Below are 24,858 nucleotides of genomic sequence, written 5' to 3'. Positions count from 1 at the left end.
CCAAAAAACAACTTGTTTATTAAGTATGACTGATTTAAATAAGTAAAGAGGAACGCAACAAGCATCTCTACTGCTTGATCTAGGAGGTCATTATTTGAAGTTATTTATTGTTATATTTATTGCAATTTTTTCGAGTATTGGACTGATCTGTTTAATTGCTCTGCTTAGAAATCTAAAAAATTATTCACCATCTAGCGAGCATGATCATTCATCTTCTTCAACACATCATTTTCATGATAATAGTCCGAGTCATCATCATAGCTCTAGTTACTCAAATGACTGTTCATCGTCGTCTTCAGATTCAGGAGGATGTGATGGCGGCGGTGGCGGGGGAGATTAAAAAAGCCCTTTTATGCAAAGGGCTTTTTTATGATTTAAGGTAAATCGAACCAGATAAATTGACTGTCTTCAGTTGCGTGAATTGTCGCTTTATCTTCAAACACTAAAGCGTCGCCTGCTTTAACTTCTTGATCGCCGATACGAACTACGCCTGAAATCACGTGCACATAGTTCACTTTTTTAACCGTATCAACAGTTAACTCGTGTCCTTTTTCCAACACGGCAGATTTTACTTCTGCATTTTGGCGAATATGCATTGGTGCATTTGCATCAGGGCCTGCAATTAAATGCCATTTGTTTGGATCTTTACGCGGATCAAGATTAATTTGCTGGTAATTTGGCGCTGCATCTCTTTCATCAGGAATAATCCAGATTTGTAGTAAATGTACAGGCGTATCAGTGTTGTTGATCTCACTGTGGGCAACACCTGTGCCAGCACTCATGAGTTGCCATTCACCCGCTTTAATCTGTCCTTCATTTCCTATAGTGTCGCGATGTGAAATTGCACCATCTAGCACACAAGTTAAGATTTCCATGTTGTCATGGGAGTGCGTACCAAAACCATTATGCGCATCAATCTGGTCGTCATTAATTACACGTAGCGCGCTTACACCCATATATTTAGGGTCGTACCAACTACCAAATGAAAAGCTGTGATAAGACTCTAACCAACCCGCTTTTACATGTCCTCGATCTTCACCACGATGTAGATAAGCATTCATGATCTAATCTCCCAAATTTTTATTTATCTCTTGAGAAATATAGTAATGTTCTATTTAGGGCGAAAAAATAGGTTAACTGCAACATGTCGTTGCATAATTGATATGATCGTATAGTTTTTTTATTTATAGATGTATTTTGAATTATAAAAAAAACCTGCCATGAAGGCAGGTTTTATTCAAATGATTGTTGATCTTAATTCGCTAGATCAAGGTCATCATATTCATTCAATGTCTTACCTTGCTGAATATGTTTCTGATAATGTTGAGCACGGAGTATGTCTAGTTCTGAACTTGATACGCCATCTCTCCAATAGCCAGCAATACGCACGTCATTTTTATTAAACTGTTTGTCTTCTAGAAAAAACTGGCGTAAAGCTCTGGCTTCTTTGCGTTCGCAAGCCGCCCAAATCGTAATGTTGTCATAAGTTTTTAGCGCAAATGCTGCTTTTAAAAGAAGACCTTTTTGTGGCGTGTGTTGTTCTTTATGGAACGAATGAATTTTGACATGGTCATGACGGGGTAATTGGCTAGCAATATCTTTTTCAAAACTTTCAATAAAAATATCAGCACTTACGCCATTTTCCCATTCATTCAGTATCGAATATAACGCGGGTACAGCCGTATCGTCGGCAAACATGACCACATGTTTTTTATGTATGAAATTGGGAATGAAATGAGGGCGGGGGCCAATAAGCCCGATTTTTGTACCCACTTGAGCTGAATTAAGCCATTCCATTGCTGGGCTTAAATCTTCATGTTTAACAAAATCAATTTCGATTTGAGCGTTTACAGGATTGAAGGAACGGACCGTATAGACGCGTGAGATGGGTTGTCCCTCTGGCGGATTGCTCACAATTAACCGAATTGCCAAATTGGGAGCTTGCCAAAGCTCTGGCTGTAATGTGTTGATTTTTCCTTGAATTCTTACAATGGACGTATACGGCGTATGGATCGAGACGATAGTCATCTCAAGCTGTTCCATATCTTGTAAATGGTCTTTTTCTTTTAGTAAGTCGCCATATTCTTGTTTCGATTTTTCTGCAATTTTTGTCATACATATAACCCAAGCTTCATGATTAATATAGAGCGTAATAATTGATATAGATGTAGTCTCTCTATTCATTACGATAACCAAGTTGGCTCTAAATGTAAATAATAATCATTATTAATTATGGTTTTTAGATCATAAATATAGACCTCTAAACGATTAGACCTAAGGTTAAAAATTATCTTATTTTTTGATATTTATCATTTTTTATAAATAACTCCTTAAAAAGGGAAAATTGATATTTCTCTTAATATTAATTGTAAATGATTATCATTTGTATTATTGTGCTGGGATATCTATTATTCAAACAAACAGCGATAAAGACGACATTTTTATAACTTTGTTTTGAATATTAGGTTGGGTGGTATTGCATAAAGAATAGGGTGAGGACCAAGATAAATGCTAAAAGATTTGAGTCAAAATTTAGGGCAAACGAATGATAAAAATAACAACGTAGAAAATTTCTTAAAGCGAATTTATGAAAATATTTTTGAACAAAATTCCCATCGAACAGCACTTATTTTTGAAGACCGTAGCATTAGTTATGCTGAGGTAGGGACTCAGGTCGCCAAAGTTATGTATGCGTTAAAAATGCAAGACTTGGCAACAGGGTCCGTTGTTGCAATTTGCCTGAGAAAAAGTCCTGAGCATATTTATACCGCTTTGGCATGTGCGCTTACTGGCATCATTTGGCTACCTGTAGATATAGATTCTCCGCCATCAAGACTGAACTATTTATTGAAGAATAGTCGGGCAGATGTTGTGGTGAGTGACTCATCCATTGCAGGTGTTCAAAACCTAAATATTAATGAAATTTTATCGGCTACAACTGAGTTTGAACCGAGCTTTAATGCCGAAATTAACCGACTTCCAGCTTATTATTTATATACTTCGGGAAGTACAGGAACTCCGAAATGTGTGGTCTTAAATAATCAAGCCACAGAAAACACGCTACAACAGACGATCTCGGAATGGAGAATCACTGCCGACGATGTAATTATGGCGGTAACACCGTTTCATCATGATATGTCGGTATTTGATGTATTTGCTTCAATGGCAGTGGGTGCAACTTTAGTGGTGCCATCCTTTGAGCAAAGTAAAAATGCTGTTATCTGGGCCAATTTTGTAGATCGTTACAATGTTACGCTTTGGAGCAGTGTGCCTGCCATTGTTGATATGCTGTTCAGTGTAGCTCAAAAAGAACAACTACAGTCTTTGCGTTTAATTGCCCAAGGCGGCGACTATATCAAACCTTCACTCATTTCGAAGTTAAGAGAACAATTGCCTAACGCTCGTTTATTTTCATTAGGTGGACCTACCGAAACCACAATTTGGAGTATATGGCATGAAATTGATGAGCAAGATCAGGAAATTATTCCGTATGGAAAAGCTTTAGAAAATAACCGTTATTTTATTTTGGATGAAAATCTGAAGCCTTGCCAAATGGGCGAGGTCGGTACGATGTATATGTCCGGCCTGAATTTATCAAATGGTTATTTACTTGATGGGGAAATTTATTATAAAGATTTCGTTGATATTCAAGTGAGCGAAAATGAAACTCAAACTGCTTTTCGCATGAGTGATCAAGGATATTTTAGGGAAGATGGAAATATTATTTTTGCTGGACGTGAGGAAGGTTATTTAAAAATAAAAGGTGTGAGAATCTCTGCGGCCGAGGTTGAAAATGCTTTAACCAAGCACCCGTATATTCATAACTGTGTGATAGTAAGTTGTGTACATCCAACGACTGAAACTCAAGAGTTAGTCGCCGTTTATACTCTAGAAAATAAATACAAAACTACTCGCTTAAATAGCCCCGAATTAAAGAACTTTTTAAAAGTGCATTTGCCAAGTTCACATATTCCTTCGAAATATCTGGTCGTCGAAACCATACCTTTGACCCGAAATGGAAAAATTGATCGTAAAGCTGTGCAAGAAATCGCTCAGGGGAAAATTTATGTATCTTCTATGTTGTCTACAAACTCCTCTAAAACACAGTTATCAGTCGCTGAGGTAGGAGATTCGGTGTTATCGGTTTTCCGTGAATGCATAGCTGACAGCCAAGCTGAAAGAATGGATATTTTTTATAGAAGTGAAATATTAGCGATAGGCATTCGTCCGAAACAACTCATGAGTATTGCTCATAAACTTTCTCAGAAGCTTAATACACAAATTGATTTTTATACACTCATTAGCTGCAAAACAATTCAGGATGTAGTGAATAAAGTAGAGCAGCAAATAAAATAGAAAATTGAAATGTGCTTAAAAGCGGAGTTGAGATGTTTGCTTTTAAGCACATGATTGGTTTTAGGGCAACTAGATTTGAGCTAAGGTTGCCTTAATTTTTTCACAGATACTTTGCACTGTTACAGTCGGGAAGCGGTGGGCTTGATAAGTAATAATCATGCTTAACTGATGTTGTCCATCAATCACATTTTCCATAATTTCAAAATGCAATCCGAACATCGATTCATCACGTTCTGGCAAGATCTGACGATAGGGAAGGTCTTGTCCCTGAGGGGTTTTGAGCACGCCGTTTAAAGCGTTATTTGAATGGATATGAATAAACACATCAAATAACAGTCCTTCATCGGCGCTCATCCCTAACGCATTTTGAATATGGTTGATTGGAATATCTGCATAGGCCATCGAGGTATTAATCATTCTGCTGATATTGTGAAGCAACGATTGGAATGAATCTGAAGGGCTAAACTGTGTGCGATGCGCAACCATGGTCGTAAAGTAACCCACTGTATCAAAAAACTCAGGATCAGTTCGTCCAGAAGCAGAAGTACCAATCACAATATCTTTTAAATCACCTTGTTGCTGTAAGGCATTGGCGATAGCAGTATAGAGAACCGCGAAAATAGAAGAGCCGTGTTGTCTCGAAAATGCGAGGAGCTTGTCATGCATTTCTGGTGCAAATTTAAGTTCGAGCCATTGGACTGGAGGTTTTTCCTTTTCAGCATTTAATTCATGTTGTGAAACAGGGAGGTATAAACCTTTGGTTGCTCCTGTTAGCAGGTTAGTCCAATAATTTAGATGGTCTTGGTTAATCCCTTGCTTTTGCTGAAGTAAAGAAAAATCAAGAATAGATTGGGCAGGTGCCTTCCAGTTTGGTGCTTGAGCATTTGAGCGAGCAAGATAAGCATGCGCAAGGTCAGCCATAATCGTATTTAAAGACCATTCATCAATCACCATGTGGTGAACTAAGAATGATAGAGTTTGGCGACCTTTAGCATTTCGAATTAAACGAATTCTTAATGGAAGTTCGCGGGTTAAATCAAATTTATATGAAGCTTCACTTGCAAGCGTTGCATCGTGACTTTCGGCACTATTCCAAAACCATTTGAATTGTTTAAGTTCAGACGTAGGAATAACCTGTTGATAGGTTTGACCATTGTCGGTATTAAAAATTGTCCGTAAACCTGCATGGCGCTCAACAATATCTGTAAATGCTTGAAAGAAAATATTCTCATTAATTTCTTCAAGGAATTCTACGGCAAATGGCAAGTTATAAATTGGGCTAAAATCGAATGCAGAATAAGCTTGCCATAGGAAATCTTGAGCTAAAGTAAGCGGGGCTTTATCGACACTTTGTAAGGTGGATTTTTCAGTTTTTGCAGATTTAACGAAAGCATATTGGGCTAAATCAGCAGCAGATGGAGATTTAAAGAAATCATTAAATTGAATCTCAATTCCATGTTTATTAAGTAGATTTCCAATAATTCGTGTTGCTAAGAGTGAATGGCCGCCAAAATCAAAAAAGTCATCATGTTGGCTCATTTCTGGTTCAGCGAGAGTATTTCGGAACTCTTCTAAAATAATTTCTGAAACATAAGCTTGGTTAGGTTCTTCTGACGCTTTTGCGAAACTTGTATCTAGATGATGTGAGATATCAATTTCAGTTAGTACCAATGGCATATTATTGGTTGAATATTGTTGATATCTATTTTGTATGGCCTGAATGAAATCTGACTTTTGATAGCTTTCATCAAGAATCGGGTGTAGCGCTAAAATAAGAAAATAGTCTTGTTCAGTTTCTACGAGACTTGTAAAAAAAGGGGGATGAAATTCGGCATTCCATGATTGCGCTTTTAAGGTAGCTACCTGCTCAAATACTTGTTCTGTATTGCTCTTTTTTAATTCTAGGCAAGCTGAATAGTCATCAAATGGATATTTGTATAAATCGCCTTCGTCACTAAATGTATAACGGACATTTAAGTCAGGTGTAGTTTTAATAATGTCTTGAATTGCTTTAATCAGCAGTTGAATGTCTAAACCTTGATTAACTTTCCACAGATTAAAACGTCGATTAACTTGTTCAGGCTGCTGTAATTGCAACATCCAGATATGTTCTTCGTAATCAGTAACCGAAAGGAGAGAGGGCGATTTGGAAAATTGTTCCAACATAAATGAATCCTGGTTTATCAAATGGCTATTTTCATCAATTTTATTTCGCAAATTTTTTACATTAGATTAAATTTCATATAATTCATAATGTTATAGATTTGCTTGTTTGCAAAAATTGACCTTTTTCTAATGAGTTGATGTCCACATGAACTGTACTGATGTAACAGTAGGGTTACATTTTACCTTTAAACATACTATAATTGATTCTCATTTACATCAAGATTATTATTTGCAAGAAGATGATGCCAATTGAGAATGACGAATTTTTAAAATAGAAAATAAATAATAAGTAATTGATTAATATTTATTTAATTCGAAATTGGTTCGGCAAAAATAATTTAAAGATGAAAAAAACGATCCTTAGAATAGGGCTGTAATTTTGCCTATTCAAAAGGAACTTATTTTGTTGTCTCGATAAAATTGAGGAATTTTCATGAGAATATTCAATCATGAAAGGTTAATAAGCCCATCAAATGTTGAACAAATTTTCCCTCGCTTTGGTTTGATGGGACTAAATTTGCAATTTGCATCGGCTTTATTACGCTCAAGTGGGGCACGCCACTGATGCAATTCGGCTTATTTTTTATTTTTATCCTTTTATGTATTTGTTCGTTATTGCTCGGGGCTGAGCCAATACAGTGGTCTACCTTATTTCCTTTTTCTCATGAGAGTTGGCTCACTCTTACAGCCAGCCGTATTCCTCGTTTAATTACTATTGTGCTTACCGGTATTGGGTTGGCGGTATGTGGCGTCATCTTGCAGCATATTGTGCGTAACAAGTTTGTTGAACCGGAAACATCGGGTGGTTTAGATGCTGCCAAACTGGGAATTTTAGTGTCATTAACTTTAGTTCCGGTAACCAGCACGCTGAGCAAGATGATATTTGCGATCATTTTTTGTTTTATTGCCAGCTTAATTTATATCGCAATTATTCGCCGGATCCGTTTTAGAAATACTGTTTTAGTACCGGTTATTGGTTTGATGTACGGCAGTGTACTGAGCGCCTTAGCTGAGTTTTATGCCTATCGCTTTAATATTTTACAAAGTATGCAAGGGTGGCTTTTAGGAGATTTTTCAAAAATTGTCCAAGGCCACTATGAAGTTATTTACATTATTTTTCCGATTGTTGTCCTGACTTATCTTTTTGCACACCGCTTTACCGTGATTGGTATGGGTGAAGAGATGGCTTCTAGCTTAGGACTTAGTTATGCAGCTATAGCCGCGATTGGTTTAATACTGGTTGCCATTACAGTTTCGACCACAGTAATTACGGTTGGTGCTATTCCTTTTGTCGGGCTCGTAGTTCCCAATTTGGTCGCACTGAAATACGGAGAAAACTTAGCTAAAACCTTGCCCATTGTGGCTTTAGGTGGGGCGTCTCTATTACTGATTTGCGACATTCTTGGTCGCTCAATCATTTATCCATTTGAAGTGCCAATTGGACTTACCGCAGGTGGTGTGGGGGGAATTATTTTCCTCATCCTCATTTTGAGGGAGTTCAGATAATGCGTATTCCAAAGCTATGGATGATTTATCTGATTGTGATCTGCCTAGCAATAAGTTTTTTATTTTTAAACTCAGGGTTAGATTTTGATTACGTCATTCCTAATCGACTTCTGCGTCTTGCCACGATTGTGATAGCCGGTATTTGCGTTGCTTTTTCCTCGATTGTTTTTCAAACACTGGTCGGTAATCGTATTTTGACTCCCTCAATTATGGGCTATGAAGCGATTTATCTCTTATGGCAAGTTTTGTTGTTGTTTTTTTGGGGGACACATGGATTAAGCCAGTTAGGGGTAAATGGTAATTTCTTTATCTCAATCGTTTTAATGCTGCTTTATTCGTGGGTAATCCATAAGTGGTTATTGCCATATGGTAGAAATGATGTCTTTCTCCTGTTGCTTTTAGGGTTAGTCCTTACCATGGTCGTCGGGACGGTTACTCAATTTATTCAACTCAAAATTAATCCTGGTGAATTTTCTGTTTTCCAAGGCCTTAGCTATGCTTCTTTTAATCGCTCTCAACCAGAAACTTTATTGTATGCCAGCTTAGCCGTAGTCATTGTGCTATTCCTCGGTAGAAAAGCACTCCTTGTTCTGGACGTTCTGGTTTTAGGGCGTGAGCAAGCAATTTCATTAGGCATTCATCATCACCGCTATGTCAGTTTCTATTTAGCTCTAATCGCTATTTTGGTTGCGGTATCTACCAGCCTGATTGGCCCGACAGTATTTATGGGCGTATTTATTGCCAACATTACTTATGCACTAGCAAGAAGTTATAAGCATAAATTAACGCTGCCCATGGGTTGTGCCATCACGATTGCCATATTTATTGCTGCTCAAATTTTAGTTGAGCACGTTTTTAATTACAAAACGACCGTCAGCATTTTAGTCAATCTCGTATGTGGCATTTATTTCCTTGCGCTGACGGTTCGTACCCGAGGTGTCGCATGATTCATGTCAAGAATATCAATAAGTCATATGGAAATAAGCCAATACTGACTGACGTAAATGTTGAATTTCCTACAGGTCAGGTGACGTCACTCATTGGTCCAAATGGAGCCGGAAAATCGACTTTGCTCATGATGATGGCTCGTTTAATTGAACCGGATAAAGGCGAGATTTTTCTTAATCATCAAAATATTGCGGAAATTAAAACCGCTGTTTACGCCAAGCATGTCGCGACTTTACGTCAAGCACCTGGCTTTAATTTGCGCTTAACCGTCGAAGAGCTGGTGTCATTTGGACGCTTTCCCTATAGCCGTGGTGTTTTAACCGAGCAAGATCGTCAGGTGGTTGATGAGGCTATTGAGTTTCTTTCTTTAGAGCCGCTGCGCAAATCTTACATAGATGAAATTAGTGGTGGTCAAAGGCAGATGGCCTTTTTGGCGATGACGATCGCCCAGGAAACAGACGTACTTTTATTAGATGAACCCTTAAATAACCTTGATATGAAACATGCCGTTCAAATTATGCGCGCACTCAGGCGCTTATGTGATGAACAAGGGCGCACTGTGATTTTAGTCATTCATGACATCAATTTTGCCACGAATTACTCGGACCATATTGTCGCGCTAAAGAACGGAAAACTTCATTTCAGTGGGTTAACCGAACAAGTGATTACAGAGGCGCAATTAAATGATCTGTACGAGCTTGATTTTGAAATTACATACAGTGAGCGTGGCTGTATGTGTAATTACTTCAACTCATCTGGAGCTTGAATACATATGAACTGGAAGAAAAAGTATGGGGGAGTAGCCCTCATCATAGCGGCAGCTGTCACTCTACAAGCATGTGATCAAAAAGTTGCAGATACCACTCAAGCTTCTCAGAAGCTAGCAGAACCGATTACGGTAAAACATGAGCTTGGAACTACGGTGATAGATCATCTACCGCAACGCGTTGCCGTTCTTGATATGAATGAAGCTGACTTTCTAGATCAACTGAATGTCCCGATTATGGGAATGCCAAAAGATTATGTTCCACACTTTTTGGAAAAATATAAAAAAGATGCACAAATTCAGGATTTGGGTGCAATTGTACAGCCCAATATGGAAAGGATATATGCATTAAAACCAGACTTGATCTTGATGACGCCATTACACGTTAATCAGTATCAGGAACTGTCAAAAATTGCCCCGACCATTCACTACGATATTAACTTCAACAATAGCGAGAGTAATCATATTGGTCTGGTTGAAGACCATATGATGACCTTAGGAAAAATATTTAATAAAGAAGATTTAGCCCGCCAGAAAGTTTCTGAACTCGATGAACAGGTGAAGCAAATACAAGCGGTGACAGCCAATCGCCCAGAAAGAGCGTTAGTTGTTCTTCATAATAATGGGGCATTTAGTAATTTTGGTATTCAGTCACGCTATGGCTTTATTTTTAATGCTTTTGGGGTAAAGCCTGCAAGTGGTGTGGTGGATACAAGTCTACACGGGCAACCAATTTCGAGTGAATTCATCAAGAAAGCGGACCCCGATATTCTCTATATCGTGGACCGAACTGCTGTGATGGAACATCGCTCAAAAATTAATGCTGCCAGTGTTGAAAATCCATTATTACGTCAAACCAAAGCGTGGAAAAACGGTCGTGTCATTTTTGTCGATGCCGATGCATGGTACACCACGGCTGCAAGCCCAACTTCACTCAAAATAGTGATGGAAGATGTGAAAAAAGGCTATCAATAAATTTTTGGGCACATCACTTAATCAAATTTTACAGCATAAATTTTCACTATTTTGCTATGAATTTTAAGCAGATAGTTAATAAAAAATGAATCACAACATTAAAGGTCTTTCAATGAACAACGTTAGCGATAACCGTAATTTTAAAAGTGGGAATGATCAAAGAATTAATCACCGTTCTTTTGTATTAAATGGTATTGCATCTGCACAAATGGCCCTTCGATTAGGCTATACATTAGGCACTGTATTTGTACTATGTGCATCAAATACCTATGCTGCTGTTATTGATAATTCAACAAAAACTCTAGAACAACAACAAACTGCTCAAACAAATGTAGCAGCTTTACCAGCAATTACCGTAAAAGCTGAACAAGACGATACTTATGCGGGAGGGCAGGTTTCGTCGAAAAGCTCAGTTGGCTTTTTAGGTAATAAAACCGTTATGGAAACCCCGTTTAATACCATTGCGTATACAGATACATATATCGCCGATAAACAGGCAAAAGATATAACAAGTGTGATTGCGAAAACAGATCCATCCGTGTTCACCAATGCGGCAAGTGGTGGCTGGAGTGAAAACTATTATATTCGTGGCTTTGAGTCGAGCCCGAGTGATATGTCTATGAATGGATTGTTTGGTATAACCCCTTATTATCGAACTTCACCTGAAATGTTTGAAAAAATAAATGTACTTAAAGGTCCTTCTGCATTACTCAATGGAATGCCACCAACAGGTTCCATTGGTGGGACAGTTGATCTCACTACCAAACGTGCAACGGATGAACCATTAACACGTTTGACTACGACATATATGTCTGACTCTCAGTTTGGTGGGCATTTAGATGTTGGACGACGATTTGGTGCGGACAAGGAATTCGGTGTGCGAGCAAATGCGGTATATCGGGATGGCTCTGGACCAGTAGAAAAACAGGATTTGAAAACTGAGTTATTTTCATTAGGAATGGATTGGCATGGTGATCGTGCACGTGTTTCGACAGATCTTTACACATCCAAAGATCGAGTGGATGGCGTAACACGAGGCATCAACCTCGGAAAAGATATCGCGATTCCGAAACCGCCGAAAGCAGATACCTTACTCAATCCAGATTGGTCTTTTGTGGACATTCAAGATAAGGGCGCCATGATACGCGGTGAATATGATCTGACCAATAACGTGATGGGGTACGCAACCTATGGACAAAGTAAAACAGAATATAAATATAATGGTGCGATGTCAGCAACTGTTTTAGATAACACTGGAACCTTCCAAACAAGTATTGGTCAACTGGCATTTAATGTTGATAAAAAGTCGGCAGATGTAGGGCTGAAAGGAAAATTTAATACAGGAGCAGTAGGACATCAATGGGTAGTCAATGCGACATATTACAAACATAATCAAGATGATTATGGGGTAAGAAATGTGGCAGGAGCTGAATGGACGACTAATCTTTATGATCCAATTTGGGGGAAAGCTGTCCCTTTTAATGCACCCCTAATATCTAATTCTGAATTGCAATTAAATAGTTACGGTTTGGCAGATACCCTATCTTTTATTGAAGATCGCTTACAGTTAACTTTAGGTGTACGTTATCAAGAGGTAGAAAGTAGTAATTTATTTGTGCCGACATCGACTTTGACTAAATATAAAAAGAATGCAACGACACCAGGCGCCGCAATTCTATTTAAAGCGACAGATAAAGTTTCGATTTATGCAAACTATATCGAGGGCTTAACCAAAGGTGATGCAGCCCCCCTTACTGCGGCAAACTATCCAACAATATTTGCACCTTACAAAACAAAGCAAACAGAATTTGGGGTGAAGTTTGATCAAGGTACATTTGCGCATACCTTGTCATTGTTTGAAATCAAAAAACCAAGTGCTTACACTGATTTAGTAACTAATATATATACGTCTGGGGGAGAGCAACGTAATCGAGGGATTGAATGGAGTTTCTTTGGCTCACCAATTGAAAATGTACGTTTGATGGGCGGTGCATCTTATATTGAACCTGAAGTGACTAAAACAGCCATCCAAAGCAATGAAGGAAATATGGCCGTAGGTGTCCCTAAAACACAAGGGAAATTAGGTGTTGAATGGGATAATGAAGTTGCACAAGGCGTTTTAACTTTATCTAGCAATGCAACCGCAGTTTCGAAACAGTATATCGATCAAGAAAATACATTGCATATTCCTGGTCGTACGCTGATAGATGTCGGTGCACGATATAAAACTTCAATCTCAAATCATCCTATTACTTTTAGAGCAGACATCAATAACTTGATGAATAAAGCCTATTGGGGAATGCCTAAACTATCGAATTTAGCTTTAGGCGCACCAAGAACGTATATGCTATCTGTATCATATGACTTTTAATTTGTTGTAATCTTCAACCGAATAAAAAAACCCGCCATCGCGGGTTTTTTTATGATATTCATATTTTATTTTGGTAAACCATAATGCTGGAAAGAAGACTGTTTAGGAATTCGATATGCATTACGCCCCAGTAATTGATTAATAATGACTGAGTTTCGGGTTGCTCCGATCCCCAAGTCTGGAGAACCTACGCCTTGCTGAAAAATCTCGGCATTCTGAATGAAAATTCGACCTTGTCCCTGATCACAACGTAAAGCGGTAAAGTCTTCTTGAACAATACAATCATTTTTATCATCAACAGCTAAAATAGAACCTTTCATATTTTGGAACCATTCAGGCCAATCATGAACATAGCCTGTAGCTGCAACAAGGGCATCAGTTTCTAATTCGCAACGTTGATCGAGTTGGGTATGCAAACAGGTTAAACGCAGAGAACCCGATTCAAGTTCTTCAACCGATTCAACCTCACAGCTTGTGTATAGGCTTAAACCGGATTTTTCACCAGCCACTGAACGCTCATAAAGCACATCATATATATCACCAATGGTTGAGAAGCTAATCCCTTTATAGATCAGGCCCTGACTAGCAGCAATGTCACGACGTTTATCTCTAGGCAGGCTTTGGAAATATTGCATATAGGCAGGGGTAAAACATTCTTGCCCAAGTTTAGAATATTCCATTGGGTGAAAGCCGGCAGAACGTGTGATCCAACGAATAGATGCACCTGCTTTTACTTGTTCTGGGGTAAGTGAATTAAATAAAGCAAGTACGCATTCTGCTGCACTCTGGCCCGAACCAATAACCGTGACCTGTTTACATTGCTTGAGTTGTTCCTGAATTTTTGCAAACTCCGCAGAATGTTTTACCAAAGGATGTTTGCATGTTTCTAGCCATGTAGGAATTCGAGGTTTAGTCCCAATACCAATCGCCAGATTTTGGCTTATATATTTTTGTTTTTCGCCCGAGGCTGATTCACTTTCTATAATAAATTTATCCAGCTTGGCGTCATATTCCACATGGCTTACGTTTTCTCCAAATCGACAATCGGGTAATTGTTTTGAAGCCCAACGGCAATAATGGTCATATTCACGGCGTGGAATTAAAAAACTGTCGTAATAATAAAACTGATGCAAGCGATCATGTTGATGTAAATAATTAATATAGCCTAAGGGATGGCAAGGATTGGCCATAGTAACCAAGTCGGCAAAGAAAGGAACTTGCAATGTCGTACCTTGCAATAGCAACCCTTCATGCCATCGAAATTCTGGTTTGCGTTCTAAAAATACGCTTTTGATTTCGGGATGATGAGACAAAAGAGCAGCTAAACCTAAGTTGAATGGCCCAATACCAATTCCGGTAATATCTATTTTTTTCATGTTTATACTTTATCTGTTTCCAAAATAATGAAAGTTCAAAATACGAATTAATGTGCTGTTAGTAGTTTCTCTACATCAGCAATATTGCGACATTGAATAAGTTGAACAGGTGAGAGCTGAATCGCGTATGTTTCATTAATACGTTTTGAAACGACCTTTAAATGATGTGGACGTAGCCCGAGATGAGTAAAATGAGTTGAGTTGTCCACTTCCTTATTTGGCGTGTGGCCTATCACTTCTAAGTAAATGTCGAGTAGTTGATTTTGCTGTTTAGCATTATTTTCAAGTGGTATAGATGAATGATCGGACTCATTATTTTTAAAATATGGTCGTTTATTTTGAAGCTCACTGAAAAAATTGCTGAGATCAAAACTGAATGTTTCTGAACCAATAATTTGCTTGATTGCCAATTGCAGTGCATCCAAGAAATCTTCAATCATGTGAGATGAAAATGCTTCTTGGGCATAATCAATATCGAAAATCAAAGCGCCGTCATTTCTTGTGCTAAAGCGAATATCAATTGCAACTTGAGGTGTTTGAGTAAGGCCATCTTGTTGCTGAATAGGATGAGATTCAGATAATACAGGCCATGACAAACCATTTGTAATTACAATTGGTAATACTGGAGCAGTGCCAACTTTTTCAAATAATAGTCGAGCGAGATCAACGCCTGAAAATGAAAGATGCTGTAAACCCTCTAAAACTTCAGTTTGCAAACGGTTTGCTTGTTCAGCAAATTGATCTGAAGTTTTCCACTCAACAGCAATAAACGTAGAGCTATTAGAAAATGGTCCGGCATAGAGGGGAAGTGTAGGAACAGCAACACATAGAGATTTGTCCGTGCTCCAATGAGATAGCACTTCCAAAATAATCGCCATGATGATTGAGTTTTTAAACAGTGAATGTTTCGCTCCAATTTTAGACAACTGTTTAAATTGAGCTTTTTCTATAACCAGACTGTTACGTTGGTAACGCGAAGTCGGTAAATGCTGTAAGGGTGTTTTCCACGGAAGCGCAGGAATGTTAGATAATTTAGAAAATTTTCTTTCCCAGTAAGCCATATCTTCCTGATGAACAGATACGCTATTTTCAACTTCATTTTCTTCTATTTGCGTTTGGATATCATGTTGTTGTCCATCGAATAGCTCTAACATAAGTGAAGCTATAGATCGGCCATCTAAAATTAATGCATCAAAGCGGACAAAAATCGTTAGTAGATTATTTTTTAATAAAAAGACGGTGATATTCCAAGGCGACTGATTTAAATCAAATAGCTCATGCGTATAACTATTTTTATAGGACTCGATGTGGTGAGAAGCACGTTCAGGTTCCCATGTAGTTAGGTCTATTTCTTTTAAATTGACACTCACTTGATCGCTTACATATTGTACTAACCTGTTTTTATCAATATAGGTTCGTAAGCTGTCATGCCGCCGTACCATTTTTGCCAATCGTTGTCTTAATAAAACAATATCCATTTTGCCGTGATACTGCCTAAACTCTTGCATGGCAACACCACCTAAAGGAAGGGCTTGAGTTCGACCTAATAGATAAGCTTGCTGTAATGCATTTAATGGTTTTTGAGACGTACGATCTGACGAGGTATTTTGTGCTGAGTTTATAATTTGTGTATTAAGTTGCTCAGGATGTGCGGCAAGATTTTTAAGTAAATGAATGAAAGATTCAAATAAATTCGTGATCCATTCTTTGGGTAGAGCATCTAAACGGATGTCCCAATTAACTAAAATACCGTCATCTACATGAGCAACTTGTGCATCAAGTGCAACTTGTGGCCCTTGTGAAATGACCCAATTCATTGAGCCAAAAACACGGCGGACACGTTCGGAAAGTAAATTATCATTTTCTAAATCAAGTGCCGCTGTAAATACCACGGGAGCAATCTGTGCACTACCATGATAACGGGATAGGTCACGTAGAACGTTAACACCCGAATAATGTGAATGCTCTAATAACTCAAGCATTTGATTTGCTATTTGTTTGCAGAATGCAGCTAAGGTTGTTATTCCTTTCATATCGACATCAAGGATGACTAAATTAGCAAAATCACCAATAGTGCCTTTGACATTTTTTAAAACCGGCTCGCGCCAAAAAGTAGGAATATTTAATCGGAAGCTGTGATCTTTGGTTGTATGACCAAGCGTATAGGCAAATAGACCTAATATCAGATTGGTCACAGTAATGCGTTGTTCTCTAGCAAGTTGTTGTAATGCTTTTCGTTCTTCCGGCGATAACCACGTACTTAAACGATCACTTTTTGCTGTTTTGAATTCTTGATGAATGAAAGGTAGAGACGGAGCAGGGCTAATATGAGGCAGACGTTGTTTCCACCATAAGCGGTCTCGTTGGTTTAATTTTTTTAGGTCAGGATCTGTCCGTATTTTTTGATACCAGTCAAAAAAATTAGGCGGACGGGAGAATGATATTTCTGGGTCTTCATAAAACAAAGAAAGATCTTCCATTAAATTCAAGAAGCTGGACGGATCTATAGCAATCATATCCGTATCTACATGAAAACGAAAAATATTATTTTTAAGAACACTTATAGAAAATCTTGCAGTCTGGCCCTGACTTAGATCAAGTTTTTGATGGGTCCATTGCTCCCGTTTTTGCATGAGCATTTGCTCAATTTGATGATCGCTAAGCTTTGAAAAATCATCGACTTCTAATATCTGTTGAGCCTTCTCAGCCATGATGTTTGCGATGCCATCGGCACTCAAACTTAATCTCAAAATAGGGTGTTCTTTATAAAGTCGTTGAAGTGCTAAATGTAATTTTTGTAGATCAATAAATTGACCGTCAAATTCTGCATAGAGGTGGGCAGCAACCCCACCTAAAGTTGCGTTGCCAGAGCGACCAAACCAGCAGGCCACTTGCATCGAAGTTAATTCACACATTGAACGATAACTCGGTTGACAAATTAATCTTGTTTCAGCATCATACAAACAAATGAAAATGATTACCAGTTGCATTTGTTAATCATTTCCAATTTTGCTGTGAATATATAGCTTGTCCGTCTTAAGAGTTTTCTTTTGTCGGTATTCAAATTAAATATTTATGCCGATATGTAAGAAAATTTACAAAGAATCAATAGCTTGATAACCATTAAATTAAATTGAATATTTAGAATGTCATGAAAAAACAGTTGATTGAGTTTGTTCGCTGGACTCCAGAGAGAGAGCAACACTATCGAAATAAAGGTTATTGGATTGACCAACCTTTGACGCGCATTTTAACGGTAGGGGTTCAATCGTATCCGCATTCGCCGGCAATTATTTGTGGTGAACGTCAGTTGAGTTATATCGAGCTGGACCGGCTATCAACAAATTTAGCTTCTCGACTAGCTGAAAAAGGCTTGGGTAAGGGTGATACTGCTTTAGTACAACTTCCCAATGTTGCGGAGTTTTATATTGTCTTTTTTGCCTTGCTTAAGGCTGGTGTGGTTGTGCTCAATGCGCTATATAGCCATCGCCAATATGAACTAAATGCCTTTATTAAACAGATTCAACCTAAGCTTTTAATTGGTTCGCGTCAGCATGAAGTCTTTAGCAATAATCAATTTATTGACTCACTTCATGAAGTAGATTTAAGTCCTGAAATTATTTTGATGCTCAATCATCAAGCTACCGATTTCGGACTATTAGACTGGATTGAAACACCAGCAAAGACCTTAGTCGATTTTTCATCTACACCTGCTGATGAAGTTGCTTTCTTTCAGTTGTCAGGTGGAAGTACGGGAACACCAAAACTTATTCCACGCACGCATAATGACTATGACTATAGTGTGCGAGCCAGTGCCGAGATTTGCGGTTTAAACTCGAATACTCGGTTATTGTGTGCTCTGCCAGCTCCGCATAACTTTATGTTGAGTTCACCCGGTGCATTAGGCGTTTTACATGCAGGTGGATGTGTTGTGATGGCACCAAATCCTGAACCGCTCAATTGTTTTTCTATTATTCAAAGACATCAAGTCAATATGGCATCTTTAGTGCCGAGTGCTGTCATTATGTGGCTAGAAAAAGCCGCGCAATATAAAGATCAAATTCAGTCTTTAAAGTTGCTTCAAGTAGGTGGAGCAAGTTTCCCTGAATCTTTAGCCCGTCAAGTTCCTGAAGTTCTCAATTGTAAATTACAACAAGTATTTGGAATGGCTGAAGGCTTGGTCAATTACACCAGACTAGATGACTCCGATGAGCAAATATTTACGACACAAGGGCGTCCTATCAGTCCTGATGATGAAATCAAAATTGTAGATGAGCAGTATAGAGAAGTTCCGGCAGGTGAAATAGGAATGCTTGCGACTCGGGGGCCTTATACCTTTTGTGGTTATTACCAAAGCCCTGAACATAATTCACAGGTCTTTGACAAGGACAACTATTACTATTCGGGCGATCTCGTGCAGCGTACTTCGGATGGTAATTTACGTGTAGTAGGAAGAATTAAAGACCAGATTAACCGTGGTGGTGAAAAGATTGCTTCGGAAGAAATCGAAAAACTTATTCTTTTACATCCGGAAGTTATGCACGCAGCTTTGGTCGCAATTATCGATGAACAATTTGGTGAAAAGAGTTGTGCCTTTATTGTTTCTCGGAATCCTGAACTTAAAGCTGTTGTGCTCAGACGCCATCTCATGGAGTTGGGTATTGCACAATACAAACTTCCAGACCAGATCAAATTAATCGAAAGTTTGCCACTGACCGCAGTCGGTAAGGTGGACAAAAAGCAACTTCGCAGCATTTTAAATACATCTACAACATCTTAATAAATATTGAGCAGCATATGGCTATTGCAAAAATTTCCACTTATCTCATGCCCAAACGAGAGAGTTATCCAAAGAACAAAACAGACTGGCAGTTAGATCCTTCTCGAGCAGTTTTGTTAATTCATGATATGCAACGCTACTTTTTAAATTTTTACGATGCTGAAAGTGAATTAATTAAAACGGTTGTTAATCATTTAGTTCAACTAAGAAATTGGGCACATCAGAACAATGTTCCGGTTGTCTATACCGCACAGCCTTATGAACAACCAGCGACAGATCGCGCATTACTGAATGCGATGTGGGGACCAGGTTTGCCAGCCTCAACAATTGATCAGCAAAAAATTATTGATCAGCTTTCTCCTACTGAACATGACATTGTCTTAACGAAATGGCGTTATAGCGCGTTTAAACGTTCGGATTTGCTTGAAAGAATGCAAAACTGGAATCGTGATCAGCTCATTATTGGCGGTGTCTATGCCCATATCGGTTGTATGGTTACGGCAATAGAAGCCTTTATGAGTGACATACAACCCTTTCTTGTTGGAGATGCAGTTGCCGATTTTTCAGAAGAAGAACATCACTTAGCTTTGAAATATGTGTCTTCACGTTGCGGTCAAGTTGTGAATACCGAATCTGTAGTGGGGCAGGTGGCAACAGGCATTACACGACCTTGGCTAGAGCAAAAGGTCCAGCAGCTTATTGATGAAGAAGAATTAGACCCCGAAGAAAATCTGATTCTTTATGGATTGGACTCATTACGAATTATGCAGTTTTCTTCGGAACTTAAAGCACAGGGAATCAATATTAGTTTTGAAGAATTAGGACGCACACCCACCTTATCAAATTGGTGGTCATTGGTTGATGCACGGCAAAGGATTGCAGGGTAAAGGGTTGCCATCATAAGGCATACGACAAATCCTGGTCGCTAAATTTATACATAAAATTTATATCTTTGATAGCGACTCCTTAGACGACTTGTAATCGTCATATTAACGGAGCAAAAAATGATTTTATCGCCTGCTGATCAAGAGAGAATTGAGACATTCTGGAATTACTGTTTAAAACATCAATATTTCAATATTGGATATCCTGAATCTGCAGATTTTGATTATTCCGCTTTATTCCGTTTTTTCAAATTCTCTATTAATAATTGTGGTGATTGGAAAGACTATAGTAATTACGCATTGAATTCTTTTGATTTTGAAAAAGATGTGATGGCGTATTTTGCTGAAATTTTTCAAATTCCCTTTGAAGAAAGCTGGGGATACGTAACCAATGGTGGCACAGAAGGTAATATGTTCGGCTGCTATCTGGCGCGTGAGCTATTTCCAGATTCCACATTATATTACTCAAAAGATACGCATTATTCGGTTGGAAAAATCGCCAAATTATTGCAGATGAAATCTTGCGTGGTTGAATCATTGGATAATGGTGAAATCGACTATGATGATTTAATCCATAAAATAAAAACCAATAAAGAAAGTCACCCCATTATTTTTGCAAATATTGGCACGACCATGACTGGCGCAATTGATGATATTGAAATGATTCAAGAGCGCTTAACGCAAATCGGAATTATGCGCCGAGATTATTATATTCATGCCGATGCTGCCTTAAGTGGCATGATTTTACCTTTTGTTGATCATCCTCAAGCGTTTTCCTTTGCTCATGGTATCGACTCGATTTGTGTGTCTGGTCATAAAATGATTGGTTCACCAATTCCGTGTGGCATTGTTGTGGCCAAGCGACAAAATGTAGAGCGTATATCGGTAGATGTTGACTATATCTCTACACGTGATCAAACCATTAGTGGTTCACGCAATGGTCATACCGTCTTGCTGATGTGGGTGGCAATACGTAGCCAAACCAATTTACAAAGACGACAGAGAATTCAACATTGTCTAAAAATGGCCCAGTACGCGGTTGATCGTTTTCAGGCAGTGGGAATTCCTGCTTGGCGGAATCCGAATTCAATCACTGTGGTATTTCCATGTCCTTCTGAGCACATCTGGAAAAAGCATTATCTGGCAACTTCCGGAAATATGGCTCATTTAATTACTACGGCACATCACCGAGATACACGTCAGATTGATAGCTTAATTGACGATGTTATTTTTGATTTACAAGGTGCCTCTGAACGTACAGTTGGTTTTTAGTCATATCAACCAAGATGATTTAGACAAATCCATATTAATTTTTACAGTCTAGAAAATGATCTAAAAATATTTTGATAGGGTGGTTAGGAAGTTTTTGATGCAATTAAAGTTTTTAAAAAAATACTTTTTATATGATTTTCTTATTCATGCTTTTTTAAAGCCGAAAATGGCAATTCTTGCTGGTCAATTGAAGCGAGATTTTATTTTAAGTACCGCTTTTTCTATGAATATAAAGAGAGATAAGCATGTCTGATTTAAAGTTATCTCATCTGATGACAGACTCTTCCTTGGCACCTGCACTCAAGCCAGCATTTCCTAAATTATTTGCAGGAACGCTTGCTGCCGTATTTTCAGGTTTAGCTATTTTAACTGCCCTGTGGGGCATGATTCAGTTGATTGGTTATTTATCTTCTTATTGGGTGATCTTTTCAGCGTTTTTTTGGATAGTTGGGGCGGCATTGGCAGCACTGGCCTCATGGTTAGTGCATGACGCAGAGGCTGGATTTTCGGCACGATTACGTCGTCAAATTGCTCATCATTTAATTCGGTTACCGACCACAACCTTATCAAAACAGGGTGACCAAAACTTAAAACGACTCGTTTCAGACGATATCGCGACTTTACATCACATGGTGGCGCATTTACCGTCGGAAATTGCGATTTTTGCTGTAATCCCTTTAGTTTCTATTGTTTTATTAGTTGTGTTGGTTGGCCCGATGGCACTTTGGGTATTATTACCTGGGGCAATTGCTTCACTCTATTATTTAATTATTGTTCCCCATGTATCAAAACGGGATGGCGCTGCGCGTATGCAGGTCATGTTAGATATTATTGGTTCTGCTGATGATTATGCGCGCGGCATTCGTGATAATCGAATATATGGGCAACAATCAGGTGCTTTAACAGCCTATACTCAATCAGCACAAAATTTCACTCAAAATATGGTGTCTTGGGTGAGTAAAGTCGCAACACTCGCTGCTGTTGCCACTGCATTACTACAAGCTGTTGCAACCTTTGCCATAGCCTATCTCGTAGCTTATCAATACGACAGCATGACCTTGGCTGCAACACTTTTCTTTAGTTTGGCCATCGTGACACCTTCGCTACGTTTAGGGCATGGTCTTGATTATGTCGCTGCTGGGCGAGCTGCAGCTACTCGTTTATCTGCATTCTTAAAAGAACCGGTACTCTCATCGGGTAATCTACAACAGATTGAGCAAGATGTAACACTTGAAATAGTTAATGCAAGCTTTGCAATCGAAAATCAAAAAGTATTGGATCGATTAAGTTATGCATTTCCAAAAAATTCAATTACTGCAATTACAGGGCCAAGTGGAGTTGGCAAAACAACCTTACTGCGAGCACTTGCTGGGTTCGCTGTATTGCAAGAAGGTGTCGTTCAATTAGCAAAAACAGATATTTTGCAATTACATGAAAAACTAAGACATGAAAAGGTTTTGTTTATTCCACAAGGTGGAGATGTATTACCGACCACAGTAAGAGAAAACTTGTCCTTATCTGCCGTTAATGCAAATGATGAACAACTTGAGCAGGCATTACTCAAGGCACAACTAAAAGTAGATTTAAATGCAGATGCAACTTTACTTTCAGGCGGTGAAAAACAGCGCATAGGAATAGCGCGTGCTTTTTTATCCTCAGCTCCTATTATTTTATTAGATGAGCCAACGAGCGCACTAGACCAGACCAATGCGACAAAAATAATATTGGAATTAAGCCGCTTAGCTAAAAACCAGAATAAAACCATCGTCATGGTCACTCATGATCTTGCCTTAGCTGCGCATGCCGACAACAGGTTAGTGCTTAAAGGCCCAACTGACTCAGGGAAATCTTTATGAATACTCCTGCTAAATTAAATAAAGATCAGATTTTTTCGATGCTTCCTCGTGCGGCCAAACAAAAATTAATTATTGTTGGTATCGGATGGATCATTGTTGCAGCAATTGAAGCAATTGCATATACCGTATTGGCATTTGCTATTGTCAATCAATGGTCTCCAAGTTGGGTTCTCATCAGTGCAATTGCAGCAATATTAGTGACAGTTGTGGTCACTCGTGCTGGCTTCCTTACTGGTGTGCGTTTAGCAGGGGACCTATTTGCTGAGTTAGGCAAATCTTTAGCTCGTGCCAAGCTCTCTTGGTTTACCAATGAACAGCGTGCTCAGATTAAAACGATTGCTGGACAGGGAATTCCTGGGTTTATGAGTATCCCTGCTCATCAATTGCAAACCTTTTTACATGCGCCTTTTATGCCTTTGTTTCTAACAATAGGAATAGGCCTGCTTGCTGGAGCAGGCGTAGCATTTGTCGCTTTAGGCTTACTTTTACTCTCTTTATTTGCTCAATTCTTAGCACAACGTGCACTCATGCATATTGATAAAAAGCGTAATACTGCCGATTTAGCCGCTTCACAAGCAACGCTGGAATTGGTTGATCATGTTGAGTTATTACGCACGGCAGCTGGTCCTGAACGTGCGGTCCAAAGGCTAGAACATCGTTGGGAAGAGCAAGAAGAGACATTAGTACGGATTAATCGTGCTGCTGCATTTGCAAGTTTTATTGCAACCTTGGCAAGTGTTTTACCCATTGCAGGGATGGCAACATATCTGGTGATCGCTGGAGTCAATCATGCTGCTTTGGTATTGGCATTACTCGTCTTAATTGGACGTGCAGCAGCGCCGTTAGGTGAACTTGCTACCGCAGGGTTGCATATCAATGATTTGTTTGCTGCACTGCGCAATTTTAATCAGATCACCCATCCACCTGAGTTGCCTGAGCCATTACACCCTCAAATTCCTACTGGCCATCATATTTCGGTACAAGACGTTAGCTATGCGCCAGCAATTGAAAATATATCTCTCGACATCGCATGGGGGAGCAGAGTATGGGTTACCGGACCAAGCGGTAGTGGTAAGAGTACTTTACTTGAATTGCTTACACGGTTTGATGATCCACAAAGAGGAAAAATTACTCTGGGTGGCATAGCTCTTGATCAAATGAAATATGAAGTTTTGGTCTCGAATATCGCTTATGTCACGCAAGAACCTATTTTGTTCACAGGAACACTCGCTGAAAATATCCGTTTAGGTAAACCTGATGCAACTGATGATGAAATAGAAAAGGCTGCAAGAGATTCCGCATTAGGAGCAATGATTGACCGTAGTTCAGAAGGAATTAATCAATCGGTTGGTAAACAAGGCAGCGCATTGTCCGGTGGTGAACGTCAGCGAGTCGCAATTGCGCGAGCATTACTCAAAAATGCGCCAATTTTAATACTTGATGAAGCAACCTCTGCCTTGGATGAAGAGACTGAGCAAGAAATCGTTACAACGATACGTACTCTTTCTTCTACGGTTATTTTTGTGACACATCGTGATTCCGCCATTTGGCAACCGACTCAAACTATCAATTTAGCTTCAACTTCTGTTTAAAAAATAACGC

At 38.8% G+C, this 24,858-nt stretch carries 18 protein-coding genes; 13 read left to right on the top strand and 5 right to left on the bottom strand.

Features of this window, described 5'->3' with window-relative positions; translation table 11 throughout:
* The first annotated feature begins 94 nt into the window (after positions 1-94).
* Positions 95-340, top strand: a complete 246-nt coding sequence (locus tag RFW85_RS20030) for a hypothetical protein (RefSeq protein ID WP_375143860.1) — start codon at positions 95-97, stop codon at positions 338-340.
* Positions 341-374: 34 nt separating this feature from the next.
* On the opposite strand, the gene RFW85_RS03935 is transcribed toward RFW85_RS20030, so the two are convergent.
* Positions 375-1,061: a pirin-like bicupin family protein gene (locus RFW85_RS03935; RefSeq protein ID WP_170248712.1), complete on the bottom strand. Its 687-nt coding sequence runs from the start codon at positions 1,059-1,061 to the stop codon at positions 375-377.
* Positions 1,062-1,254: 193 nt separating this feature from the next.
* Positions 1,255-2,115, bottom strand: a complete 861-nt coding sequence (locus RFW85_RS03930) for a siderophore-interacting protein (RefSeq protein ID WP_170248711.1) — start codon at positions 2,113-2,115, stop codon at positions 1,255-1,257.
* A gap of 393 nt (positions 2,116-2,508) precedes the next feature.
* Here RFW85_RS03930 and RFW85_RS03925 point away from each other — a divergent pair, with 393 nt between their 5' ends.
* Positions 2,509-4,356 (top strand): AMP-binding protein, encoded by a 1,848-nt coding sequence (locus RFW85_RS03925; RefSeq protein WP_170248710.1) that lies wholly within the window; start codon positions 2,509-2,511, stop codon positions 4,354-4,356.
* A gap of 69 nt (positions 4,357-4,425) precedes the next feature.
* Here the strand turns inward: RFW85_RS03925 and basB are convergent, their stop codons facing one another.
* A complete protein-coding gene (gene basB, locus RFW85_RS03920; RefSeq protein ID WP_170248725.1) occupies positions 4,426-6,456 on the bottom strand; it encodes an acinetobactin non-ribosomal peptide synthetase subunit BasB in 2,031 nt (676 codons plus the stop codon).
* A 630-nt stretch (positions 6,457-7,086) separates the two neighbouring features.
* Between basB and bauD the strand changes: the two genes are divergently transcribed.
* The 5 genes from bauD (at position 7,087) to bauA (ending at position 13,088) form a co-directional block, all read left to right on the top strand.
* A complete protein-coding gene (gene bauD, locus RFW85_RS03915) occupies positions 7,087-8,028 on the top strand; it encodes a ferric acinetobactin ABC transporter permease subunit BauD (protein ID WP_216076552.1) in 942 nt (313 codons plus the stop codon).
* Positions 8,028-8,975, top strand: a complete 948-nt coding sequence (bauC, locus tag RFW85_RS03910; RefSeq protein ID WP_170248709.1) for a ferric acinetobactin ABC transporter permease subunit BauC — start codon at positions 8,028-8,030, stop codon at positions 8,973-8,975. The genes bauD and bauC overlap by 1 nt, the downstream gene beginning before the upstream one ends.
* Positions 8,972-9,742: a ferric acinetobactin ABC transporter ATP-binding protein BauE gene (gene bauE / locus RFW85_RS03905; protein WP_170248708.1), complete on the top strand. Its 771-nt coding sequence runs from the start codon at positions 8,972-8,974 to the stop codon at positions 9,740-9,742. The genes bauC and bauE overlap by 4 nt, the downstream gene beginning before the upstream one ends.
* 6 nt (positions 9,743-9,748) lie before the next feature.
* Entirely contained in the window at positions 9,749-10,717 is a 969-nt protein-coding gene (gene bauB, locus RFW85_RS03900; protein ID WP_170248707.1) for a siderophore-binding periplasmic lipoprotein BauB, read from the top strand.
* A gap of 85 nt (positions 10,718-10,802) precedes the next feature.
* The gene (bauA, locus tag RFW85_RS03895) at positions 10,803-13,088 is read left to right on the top strand and encodes a TonB-dependent siderophore receptor BauA (protein WP_170248706.1); all 2,286 of its coding nucleotides are present in this window, start codon (positions 10,803-10,805) and stop codon (positions 13,086-13,088) included.
* A 65-nt stretch (positions 13,089-13,153) separates the two neighbouring features.
* On the opposite strand, the gene basC is transcribed toward bauA, so the two are convergent.
* Together basC and basD are read right to left on the bottom strand one after the other, a co-directional pair.
* Positions 13,154-14,464, bottom strand: a complete 1,311-nt coding sequence (gene basC / locus RFW85_RS03890) for a putative histamine N-monooxygenase (protein WP_021511016.1) — start codon at positions 14,462-14,464, stop codon at positions 13,154-13,156.
* A gap of 47 nt (positions 14,465-14,511) precedes the next feature.
* On the bottom strand, positions 14,512-17,454 hold the full coding sequence (gene basD, locus RFW85_RS03885) for an acinetobactin non-ribosomal peptide synthetase subunit BasD (protein WP_216076551.1): 2,943 nt from the start codon (positions 17,452-17,454) through the stop codon (positions 14,512-14,514).
* A gap of 161 nt (positions 17,455-17,615) precedes the next feature.
* On the opposite strand from basD, the gene basE reads away from it, so the two are divergent.
* The 6 genes from basE to barB all read left to right on the top strand — a co-directional run bounded on the left by basE (position 17,616) and on the right by barB (position 24,848).
* Entirely contained in the window at positions 17,616-19,244 is a 1,629-nt protein-coding gene (gene basE, locus RFW85_RS03880) for a (2,3-dihydroxybenzoyl)adenylate synthase BasE (protein ID WP_170248705.1), read from the top strand.
* Between the two features lie 17 nt (positions 19,245-19,261).
* The gene (gene basF / locus RFW85_RS03875; RefSeq protein ID WP_170248704.1) at positions 19,262-20,131 is read left to right on the top strand and encodes an acinetobactin biosynthesis bifunctional isochorismatase/aryl carrier protein BasF; all 870 of its coding nucleotides are present in this window, start codon (positions 19,262-19,264) and stop codon (positions 20,129-20,131) included.
* A gap of 117 nt (positions 20,132-20,248) precedes the next feature.
* Positions 20,249-21,400 (top strand): acinetobactin biosynthesis histidine decarboxylase BasG, encoded by a 1,152-nt coding sequence (basG, locus tag RFW85_RS03870; RefSeq protein WP_309171161.1) that lies wholly within the window; start codon positions 20,249-20,251, stop codon positions 21,398-21,400.
* A 97-nt stretch (positions 21,401-21,497) separates the two neighbouring features.
* On the top strand, positions 21,498-21,653 hold the full coding sequence (locus RFW85_RS03865; RefSeq protein WP_002058914.1) for a hypothetical protein: 156 nt from the start codon (positions 21,498-21,500) through the stop codon (positions 21,651-21,653).
* Positions 21,646-23,256 carry an acinetobactin export ABC transporter permease/ATP-binding subunit BarA gene (gene barA, locus RFW85_RS03860; RefSeq protein ID WP_216076550.1) on the top strand — a complete coding sequence of 537 codons (1,611 nt, stop codon included), beginning with the start codon at positions 21,646-21,648 and terminating at the stop codon, positions 23,254-23,256. The genes RFW85_RS03865 and barA overlap by 8 nt, the downstream gene beginning before the upstream one ends.
* Complete coding sequence (barB, locus tag RFW85_RS03855; protein WP_170248702.1) at positions 23,253-24,848, top strand: acinetobactin export ABC transporter permease/ATP-binding subunit BarB; 1,596 nt, start codon at positions 23,253-23,255, stop codon at positions 24,846-24,848. The genes barA and barB overlap by 4 nt, the downstream gene beginning before the upstream one ends.
* Positions 24,849-24,858: the final 10 nt, after the last annotated feature.

The organism is Acinetobacter sp. 12966 (genome assembly GCF_031196995.1).
Classification (GTDB): Bacteria; Pseudomonadota; Gammaproteobacteria; order Pseudomonadales; family Moraxellaceae; genus Acinetobacter; species Acinetobacter geminorum.
The sequence above is the reverse complement of the archived record's forward strand: the minus strand, read 5'-3'. Positions and strand labels throughout refer to the sequence as shown.

Excerpts from the sequence above, each read along its gene's own strand:
- RFW85_RS03935 (WP_170248712.1), bottom strand. The coding sequence starts at position 1,061 with ATGAATGCTTATCTACATCGTGGTGAAGATCGAGGACATGTAAAAGCG.
- RFW85_RS03930 (WP_170248711.1), bottom strand. The coding sequence starts at position 2,115 with ATGACAAAAATTGCAGAAAAATCGAAACAAGAATATGGCGACTTACTA.
- RFW85_RS03925 (WP_170248710.1), top strand. The coding sequence starts at position 2,509 with ATGCTAAAAGATTTGAGTCAAAATTTAGGGCAAACGAATGATAAAAAT.
- basB (WP_170248725.1), bottom strand. The coding sequence starts at position 6,456 with ATGTTGCAATTACAGCAGCCTGAACAAGTTAATCGACGTTTTAATCTG.
- bauD (WP_216076552.1), top strand. The coding sequence starts at position 7,087 with ATGCAATTCGGCTTATTTTTTATTTTTATCCTTTTATGTATTTGTTCG.
- bauC (WP_170248709.1), top strand. The coding sequence starts at position 8,028 with ATGCGTATTCCAAAGCTATGGATGATTTATCTGATTGTGATCTGCCTA.
- bauE (WP_170248708.1), top strand. The coding sequence starts at position 8,972 with ATGATTCATGTCAAGAATATCAATAAGTCATATGGAAATAAGCCAATA.
- bauB (WP_170248707.1), top strand. The coding sequence starts at position 9,749 with ATGAACTGGAAGAAAAAGTATGGGGGAGTAGCCCTCATCATAGCGGCA.
- bauA (WP_170248706.1), top strand. The coding sequence starts at position 10,803 with ATGAATCACAACATTAAAGGTCTTTCAATGAACAACGTTAGCGATAAC.
- basC (WP_021511016.1), bottom strand. The coding sequence starts at position 14,464 with ATGAAAAAAATAGATATTACCGGAATTGGTATTGGGCCATTCAACTTA.
- basD (WP_216076551.1), bottom strand. The coding sequence starts at position 17,454 with ATGCAACTGGTAATCATTTTCATTTGTTTGTATGATGCTGAAACAAGA.
- basE (WP_170248705.1), top strand. The coding sequence starts at position 17,616 with ATGAAAAAACAGTTGATTGAGTTTGTTCGCTGGACTCCAGAGAGAGAG.
- basF (WP_170248704.1), top strand. The coding sequence starts at position 19,262 with ATGGCTATTGCAAAAATTTCCACTTATCTCATGCCCAAACGAGAGAGT.
- basG (WP_309171161.1), top strand. The coding sequence starts at position 20,249 with ATGATTTTATCGCCTGCTGATCAAGAGAGAATTGAGACATTCTGGAAT.
- RFW85_RS03865 (WP_002058914.1), top strand. The coding sequence starts at position 21,498 with ATGCAATTAAAGTTTTTAAAAAAATACTTTTTATATGATTTTCTTATT.
- barA (WP_216076550.1), top strand. The coding sequence starts at position 21,646 with ATGTCTGATTTAAAGTTATCTCATCTGATGACAGACTCTTCCTTGGCA.
- barB (WP_170248702.1), top strand. The coding sequence starts at position 23,253 with ATGAATACTCCTGCTAAATTAAATAAAGATCAGATTTTTTCGATGCTT.